At 70.1% G+C, this 7,018-nt stretch carries 4 protein-coding genes; 3 read left to right on the top strand and 1 reads right to left on the bottom strand.

The window, feature by feature from the left end:
• A partial coding sequence (locus F4X11_03065) for a TonB-dependent receptor (protein ID MYN63995.1) occupies positions 1 to 2,555 on the top strand: 2,555 nt, incomplete at its 5' end.
• Between the two features lie 154 nt (positions 2,556 to 2,709).
• Here the strand turns inward: F4X11_03065 and F4X11_03060 are convergent.
• Positions 2,710 to 3,291, bottom strand: a complete 582-nt coding sequence (locus tag F4X11_03060) for a hypothetical protein (GenBank protein MYN63994.1) — start codon at positions 3,289 to 3,291, stop codon at positions 2,710 to 2,712.
• 170 nt (positions 3,292 to 3,461) lie between these two features.
• Between F4X11_03060 and F4X11_03055 the strand changes: the two genes are divergently transcribed.
• Together F4X11_03055 and F4X11_03050 are read left to right on the top strand one after the other, a co-directional pair.
• Positions 3,462 to 5,234 carry a CRTAC1 family protein gene (locus tag F4X11_03055; protein MYN63993.1) on the top strand — a complete coding sequence of 591 codons (1,773 nt, stop codon included), beginning with the start codon at positions 3,462 to 3,464 and terminating at the stop codon, positions 5,232 to 5,234.
• Entirely contained in the window at positions 5,231 to 6,805 is a 1,575-nt protein-coding gene (locus F4X11_03050; protein ID MYN63992.1) for a tetratricopeptide repeat protein, read from the top strand. Before F4X11_03055 ends, F4X11_03050 begins: the two co-directional genes overlap by 4 nt.
• The last annotated feature ends 213 nt before the right edge of the window (positions 6,806 to 7,018 follow it).

The raw sequence follows: 7,018 nt of genomic DNA, 5'->3' as shown, positions 1-7,018 counted from the left end.
TCAACTCGACCGAGTCGATCGACTACGTCTACGACCTGAACGTCGCCCACGGCGGACCGCTCATCCGCGACAAGTTCTGGTTTTTCGGCAGCGCCCGCCGGTTCAGCATCAACGTGCCGGTCACCGACAGCTACTACAAGAACGAAAACGGCACGGCGCCGCGCTACATGGCGAACGCCAAGTACCCGGACGGCACCGAGGGCCTGCGGCTGGGAATCAACGACGACCGCATCACCAGCGGGCTGCTGCGGCTGACGTACCAGGTCACCCAGAACAACAAGTTCTCGGCCTACATCGACCGCATCATCAAGCAGCGCTTCCACGACTACGACGCGCGCGCCGACGTCGCGACCGCGTCGCGCCACCACGGCTCGCCCCTGTACTACATCGGCGCGGCGAAGTGGACGTCGACGCTGAGCAGCCGGCTCCTGCTCGAGGCGGGCTATTCCACCAATGTCGCCAACTGGAGCAACGTCGATCAGGAGGCGGACGTCCCCAACGGGCCGGGCCTGGGGCTGCGCGGCGGCGGCGTCGGCAAGCAGACGCAGAACTTCGATCAGGCTTGGCCGACCTGCGTGGCGACGCCCTGCTATCCGGGCGTCGGCGGCTACCCCCACCTGGGCGATGCGGGCCTTGCCGCGCAGCTTCCGGGCAGCGGCGTCGACGGGGGCGGCATCCACCCGTTCTACGCGAACACCCTGCGGCGCGACACGACCAACGACTTCCTCGATCGCTACCACTGGGGCAACCGGCTCGCCTACGTGGAGCGGTTCAACACCAACGTGTCGATGTCGTACGTCACCGGGTCGCACAACCTGAAGGTCGGCTTCATGTCCAGTTGGGCGCCTTTCCGGCTGACCGAGCAGTGGAACGGCTCGCTGCGGCAGCGCTATCGCGCCGGCGTGCCGTACCAGATAAACCGAGCCAACACGGACGTCGACTACTCCCTCTTCTACCGGGACTTGTCGGGGTACGTGCAGGATACCTGGACGATCGACCGCCTGACCTTGAACCTCGGCCTCCGGATCGAGAACATCGTGGGGACGGTCGAGCCGACGGAACGTCTGCTGCGAACGCGGTTCACGCAGCCGACCATACTGGACGGCCAGGACAACATCCCGAACTGGTCGAACATAGCACCCCGGCTCGGCCTGGCCTACGACCTGTTCGGCGACGCCTCGACGGCGTTGAAGTTCTCGTGGGGACGCTACAACTCCTCCATCACCCACAGCCTGGCCAGCGCACTGGCCACCGGCAAGGTCACGGGCCAGGGGCTCGCGTGGTTCGACTGCGCGATGATCACGAGCCGCCACGGGAGCGCCTCGAACCGCTGCGCCACGATGGACGAGCTGAACATGATCTCGCCCGGCCTGGGCGCGGTGGCGTACGGCAACTCCGGCCTGACCGACTGGGGCGGGGCGAAGGAGGCCGGATCGGTGCCGAACCACGGCACCAACGGTGACGATTACGTGCAGGACTGGGAGCTCGGGCTCGCCAGCGCGGACTTCGGCCAGGGGACCTCGACGCCCGTACTCGATCCGAACTTGAGTCGTCCGTGGTCGGCCCTGACCAATATCGGGATCGAGCGCGAGCTGCTGCCGGGCCTGTCGACCAGCTTCAACTACTATCGCCGCGACACCCAGAGCGCAATCCTGCTCGTGGACAGAGCGATCTCGCTGTCGGACTACACGCTGTTCTCGTTCGCGAATCCTTGCGCCACGGCCGGCACCCCCGGTTCCGGCGGCTTCGGGTGCACGACGAACGGCAGCACCGTGCCGGGTACGCTGCCGGTGTACGTCCTGAATCCGGAGGCGCAGGGACGGACGCCCGACCGGGTCTACACCAACACCAACTCGAGCACGGGCTACGACGAGGCCTACGAGGGCTTCGAGAGCGGCTTCAACGCCCGGCTGCCGAACGGGACGACCGTCTTCGGCGCGTGGACGCTGGAGCGGAACGTCATCACCCGCTGCGACTCGCAGGACGATCCCAACAAGCTGCTGTTCTGCGATCGGTCGGGCGTCAGCCCGCTGACCGGCCAGGACGTTGGGGCCGCCTACAACGTGCCGTGGCTGAACGAGTTCAAGCTGTCGGGCACGGTGCCGCTGCCGGGTGACTTCCAGTTCAGCGCGACGTTCCAGTCGTACAACCCGCGCGAGCTGCTCGCCACGACCAGCTTCTCGGGCGACAGCGCGTCGGGTCTGAACGGCGGCGGCAACCTGTGGGGCAGCCTGCTGGCGTTGGGCAACGTCGGTTACTCGGTACCCAGCTCGGCGATCGAGGAGGCGGGTGTCGCATTCACGCGAAGCCCGTTCATTCCCCTGATGCCGCCCGGGTCGACGTATCTCGATCGGCTGCAGCAGTTCGACATCTCGATCCGCAAGGTGTTCGAGATGGGTAGCGGCCGGCGGCTCAACGTGCAGGCGGACATCTACAACATGCTCAACTCCGGTCCCGTCCTCGAGGCGACCAACCGCTACGGCAGCGGGCTCGGCAGGCCGCGCCGGACCATCCAGGGCCGGTTCCTGCAGTTCGCGACGCACCTCTACTGGTAGGGGACTCGTCCGACCGCGGTCGCGCGTGACCACGCGCGACCGGTCGATTTCAGGGCCGGGAAGCCGGGTGCTTCCCGGCCCGTCCTTTTTGGGCGCACAGCGTGGGTCGAGATCCGGGTGTGGCCCCCGGCGGTCTCGCGCAGCGTGCAGCCGGTCAACGGGGGTTGGCGTGAGCTTCGAGGTGGTCGACGATCAGCACGCGGAGCTCACCGATCTGTTCGGTGAGACGGGTCTCGGCTTCCGCAATCTGCGCCGTGAGCCGGTCATCGAGAGTGGGGATCCGGTCGTCGGTCGCAGCAATCTGCGCGGTGAGCTGATCGTGGGTCGCGGCAATCTGCCCGGCAAGGCGGTTGTCGGTCGTAGCTATCTGCGCGGCAAGCCGGTTGTGGGTCGCCACGATCCGTTCGGTGAGGCGGCTGTCGGTCGCCGCGATCTGTTCGGTGAGGCGGCTGTCGGTCGCCGCGATCTGTTCGGTTAGGCGGCTGTCGGTCGCCGCGATCCGTTCGGTTAGGCGGCTGTCGGTCGCCGCGATCTGTTCGGTGAGGCGGCTGTCGGTCGTCGCGACTCGCGCCGTCAGCCGGGTCTCGGTGGCTGCGATCTGCGCCGAAAGGCGGGCTTCACTCGCGGCGATCTGTGTCGTCATGAAGTCTCTGACGCTCCAGGCCGCGGTCCAGGCGGCGCCGGCGATGGTGGCGACGATGACGACGACGGGCCAGATGTTGCGGAAGAACTGCATGCTGCGGTCTTCTCCGGGCTCGGGTTGTTGCCCGCGCCTAAATGATTGCACGTGCGCCGCCGGGGGGCAACGAGGCCGCGGCGCGATTCGATGCTTGGGAAAAGACGCATGATGCGTGCCATCGGGCCGTCGGTTGCGGCTGATCGGGTGGGTCGATCTACCATGACACGATGACCGTACGGTGCGCTTGCCACGCGGGGGGGCTGGCTCTTGCCGGTTGGCTGGCCGCCTGCGGGGCGGAAACGACAGCTCCTCGCGAGACCGCCGGGACGAGCGCTCCCGCGGTTCTGCCCATCGAGCACGACGGCGACTGGTTCGTCGACCGGGCCGCGGAGTCGGGGCTCGATTTCGTCCACGCCAACGGGATGACGGGCAGCTTCTACCAGCCGGAGATGATGGGGCCCGGCGTCGGGTTCCTCGACTACGACAACGACGGCGACCTCGACGTCTATGTCGTGCAGGGAGGGACGCTCGGGGACGGTGAGGCGCTACTGGCGCCGCCCCCGGACCAGCCTCCCGGGGACCGCCTCTTCCGTAACGATCTCGACACGGGACCCGGGGGCGACGGGCGGCTGGCGTTCACCGACGTGACCGGGGAGGCCGGCATCGCCTCCCGCGGGTACGGCATGGGAGTGGCCGCCGGCGACTACGACAACGACGGCTGGATCGACATCTACACCACGCGGTTCGGGCCGAACCAGATGTTTCGCAACCGGGGCGACGGGACGTTCATCGACGCCACGGCGGAGACCGGCACCGGCGATGCCGGTCTGAGCGTGCCCGCCACCTTCTTCGACTACGACCGCGACGGCCGGCTCGACCTTTTCGTCGGCAACTACCTGAACTACAGCATCGAGACCCATTGGCAGTGCTACGCGCAGTCGGGCCCGGCCGACTACTGTCCCCCGGAGGTCAGTCCGCCGCAGCCGGATCGCCTGTATCGCAATCGCGGCGACGGCACGTTCGCCGACGTGACGTTCGAGGCCGGCATGGGACGCGAGTACGGGCCGGGGCTCGGCGCGTCGGCCGCCGACTTCGACGACGACGGCTGGCTCGACCTGTTCGTCGCCAACGACCAGCAGGACAACCAGTTGTGGATCAACCAGGGTGACGGCACCTTCCGGAACCGCGCGCTGCTGTGGGGTACCGCCTTCGGCGCCACCGGCGTGGCCAAGGCCGACATGGGCGTCGACGCCGGCGATTTCGACAACGACGGCGACGAGGATCTGTTCATTACCGAGCTGACGGGCCAGGGAAGCACCCTGTACGTCAACGACGGCGGGATGTTCAGGGACGAGAGCGCGGGCCGGGGCATACGCGCCGCCAGCCTGCCCTACACCGGCTTCGGGGCCGGGTGGCTCGACGTCGACAACGACGGCTGGCTGGACGTGATCGCGGTCAACGGCACGGTGACGCTGGATCTGGAGGCGTACGGACCGGACAACCCGTTCGCCCTGCAGCAGCGGAACCAGGTGTTCCGCAACCGCGGCGGGGAGCGGTTCGAGGACGTGACGGCCCGCGCCGGCGCGGCGTTCGCCCTGTCGGAGGTGAGCCGCGGCGCGGCGTTCGGCGACGTCGACAACGACGGGGATACCGACGTGCTCATCGCCAACGGCGCGGGTCCGGTGCGTCTGCTCGTCAACGAGGTCGGGCACCGGCGCCGATGGATCGGCCTGCGGCTGGTGGGACGCGAGACGCAGCGCGACATGCTCGGGGCGCGGGTGGAGGTGGTCATGCCGGACGGCGCGACGCGCTGGCGCCGCGCCCGCGCGGACGGGAGCTACGCGTCGGCCAACGACCCGCGCGTCATCGTCGGTCTGGGGGAACGGGCGGGCTCGCCCAGCGTGCGGGTCATCTGGCCGAGCGGCGGCGTCGAGGAATGGGACGGCCTGCCGAGCGGGCGGTACACGACGCTGACGGAAGGAGAAGGCCGGCAGCCATGATCGCCGCCATCTCGATCGCGTTGGCCGCCGCGGCGCTCGCTGGTTGCGCCGCTTCCGACGAGCCGGCTTCGGTGGCAGGGGAAACGCCGCCTCCGCCGGTCGTGCTGCCCCGGCTGGCGGGGCTCGAGCCGGCGGTGCAGGATCAGGTCCGCGGGCGGCAAGCGGCCGTGCTTGCGCTCGAGGGTGACGGAGCAGCGTCACCGGTTGCGTTGGCGGAGGCATACGGCGAGTTCGGGCTGGTGCTGCAGGCGGTGGGATTCTACGAGGCCGCCGAGAACGCCTACCTGCACGCGCAGGCGGGAGCGCCGGACGCGGTGCGCTGGCCGTACTACCTGGCGCACCTGTACCAGTTGACGGGACAGCGGGGACGGGCGCTCGAGCGTTTCCGCCACGTGGCCGCGCTCGATCCCTCGAACCTGCCGGCCCTGGTCTGGCTCGGGGAGATGTACCTCGATCAGGGAGAGCCGGCGGCGGCCGAGGGGGTGTACGACCGGGCCCTGGCCCTGCAGCCTGCCTCGCCCGCGGTCCTCGCCGGCATCGGTCGGGCCGCGCTGGCGGGCGGCGACGCGGCGCGCGCCGTCACCTACCTGGAGCGCGCCCTGGCCGTCGACCCGGCGGCGACGAGCCTCCACTACAGCCTCGGCATGGCGTACCGCGATCTCGGCCGGTTGGAGCTGGCCGAGCAGTATCTGCGGCAGCGGGGCGGCGGGGCGCCCGCGCTGCCCGACCCGTTGCTCCAGCAGTCGACCGGTTTGCTGGACAGCCCGCTGGCCCACGAGCGGCGCGGATCGCGTGCACTGAGCGCGGGCCGTCACGCCGAGGCGGCCGAGGCGTTCCGGGACGGCCTCGCGCTGACGCCCGACGATCCGACCCTGCGGCACCGTCTCGGCGTGGCGCTGAGCATGGCGGGCGATATCCGCGGCGCGGCGGCGCAGTTCGAGGCGGCGCTGGCGGTGGCGCCGGACCTCGCCGACGCGCACTTCAGCCTTGGCGAGCTGCTGGCGCGGGACGGCCGCTACGGCGAGGCCATCGCGCGCTACGAGGCCGCGATCGAGCGCCGTCCCGGCTACGTGGACGCGCGGATGGCGCTGGCCGACACGCTGAGCCTCGCCGGGCGGCTCGGTGACGCCACCGAGGAGTTCGCCCGAGTGGTCGAGGCGGATCCGGCCTCCGACCAGGCGTGGATGGGGCGGGGGGTGGCGCTCGTCCAGCTCGGACGGCATCGGGAGGCGCGCGACTGGCTCGAGCGGGCGCAGCTCGTGCACCCCGGCCATGCGCTGCTGACCAACCTGCTGCTGCGGGTACTGGCGGCGGCGCCCGACGCGCGGGTGCGGGACGGCGAGCGCGCGCTGGCGCTGATGGACGAGCGGCTCCGCGGAGACACGAGCATCGAGACGTACGAGACCCGGGCCATGGTGTACGCCGAGCTGGGACGGTACGACGAGGCGGCGACCTGGCAGCGGCGCGCCATCGCGGCGGCGCAGCAGGCGGGGCAGGCGCCCCGCGCGCGCGGTCTCGCCGCCAACCTCGCGCGCTACGAACAGGGGCGTCCGAGCCGGTCGCCGCTGTGAGCTTCCAGGCGCCGACGCCCGTAGAACGCACTTCGTTGCTTTCTGCGGCGCAAGCTCCTAGACTGCCAAGCCGTAGTGACGATACGGGCCGCGTTGCTGGGAATCTGTGTCGCGCTGGCCGCCGGCTGCGGCGAATCGGGGGGCGGCGACGCGGGCGCCGGCCTCGTGGATGCGGGGGCGGGGTCCGGGGCGGCGGGCGACTGGTTCGTCGAC

It is taken from the genome of Acidobacteriota bacterium, assembly GCA_009861545.1.
In the GTDB taxonomy this organism is placed as follows: domain Bacteria; phylum Acidobacteriota; class Vicinamibacteria; order Vicinamibacterales; family UBA8438; genus WTFV01.
This window is presented reverse-complemented; position numbering and strand designations above follow the sequence as displayed.